Genomic DNA, 983 nt, shown 5'->3' on the forward strand with positions numbered 1-983 from the left:
AATGATGGAAATTTCTAAATCCAAACGCAGTCCGCTGAATCTGCTTAATCATCCGATTAATACCTTCAATTGGACCGTTAGAATACTTAGATTCACTGGCATTCAAGACAATTTCCAGATTACTTTTAAACGTTTTTAGTGTTTCCTTCATTTGAAAACTTAGGTTTTCATTTTTGTAGAGATAGTAGACAATGCCATCTTTGTCATGATTTTTAAGACAGGACATGATACCTTGCAGCGCATCGTATGTGCTCGAAATAGTGTCATCAGTGTCAAGCTCCATTTGTACTCGCCCTTGTTGAGTTAACTGCTGTCGTAAATGACGATCATAGAAAGTTTGGCTGACTTCTAGTTCATCAAAGTGCTTCAAATATAGTTTCCATGAGAACTTAAGCAGTCGATATTCGATAGATTTCTTGTCATATTTTTTCATTGTCTGAACTCTAGTCTGGTTGAATGCCCGCGTCATCATGGCGATAATGTGGAATCGATCAACGACAATTTCTGCGTTTGGAAACATTTCCTTAACGATATCTTTATAGTAACTATTGAGATCCAGAGTTACGGTTTGAACCCGTTTTCGGGTATTGATATGGAATCTATTAAAGTACTCAATAATGCTTTTTTTACGCGCGTTTTATAATCAAGTTAGCCAAATACTTTTAGCTAATTGGTAGATTGTAAAATTAAATAAATCTACAATTGAATTTTATTTACCTTATGAAGATGTTCAAAACGCGTTAAAGGAAAGTGCGCAAAACCCCTTTATACGTACAAAGGATGAATGGGTAGTGGGTAACAATGAGTGTAAATTAAATAAGGCACAAAAAAGGATGCTTAAGTATAAAGAAATATATAATCATTTCAATTTAGAAAATATTTCCAGTTCCATCAAAACGGAGCTAAACAAGATAGTGCATGACATCGATGACTAATACTTTAACACCAAACAGAAAGGGGCTATGAATATATAGGGTCTATAC

The 983-nt window shown here is 34.5% G+C and carries 1 protein-coding gene; it reads right to left on the reverse strand.

Features of this window, described 5'->3' with window-relative positions; genetic code table 11:
• The coding region (locus tag FD09_RS15560; RefSeq protein ID WP_338054265.1) for a transposase at nt 1-619 on the reverse strand (619 nt) is incomplete at its 3' end.
• Nucleotides 620-983 lie beyond the last annotated feature (364 nt).

Origin of the sequence: Schleiferilactobacillus perolens DSM 12744 (genome assembly GCF_001435585.1) — a bacterium.
Classification (GTDB): Bacteria; Bacillota; Bacilli; order Lactobacillales; family Lactobacillaceae; genus Schleiferilactobacillus; species Schleiferilactobacillus perolens.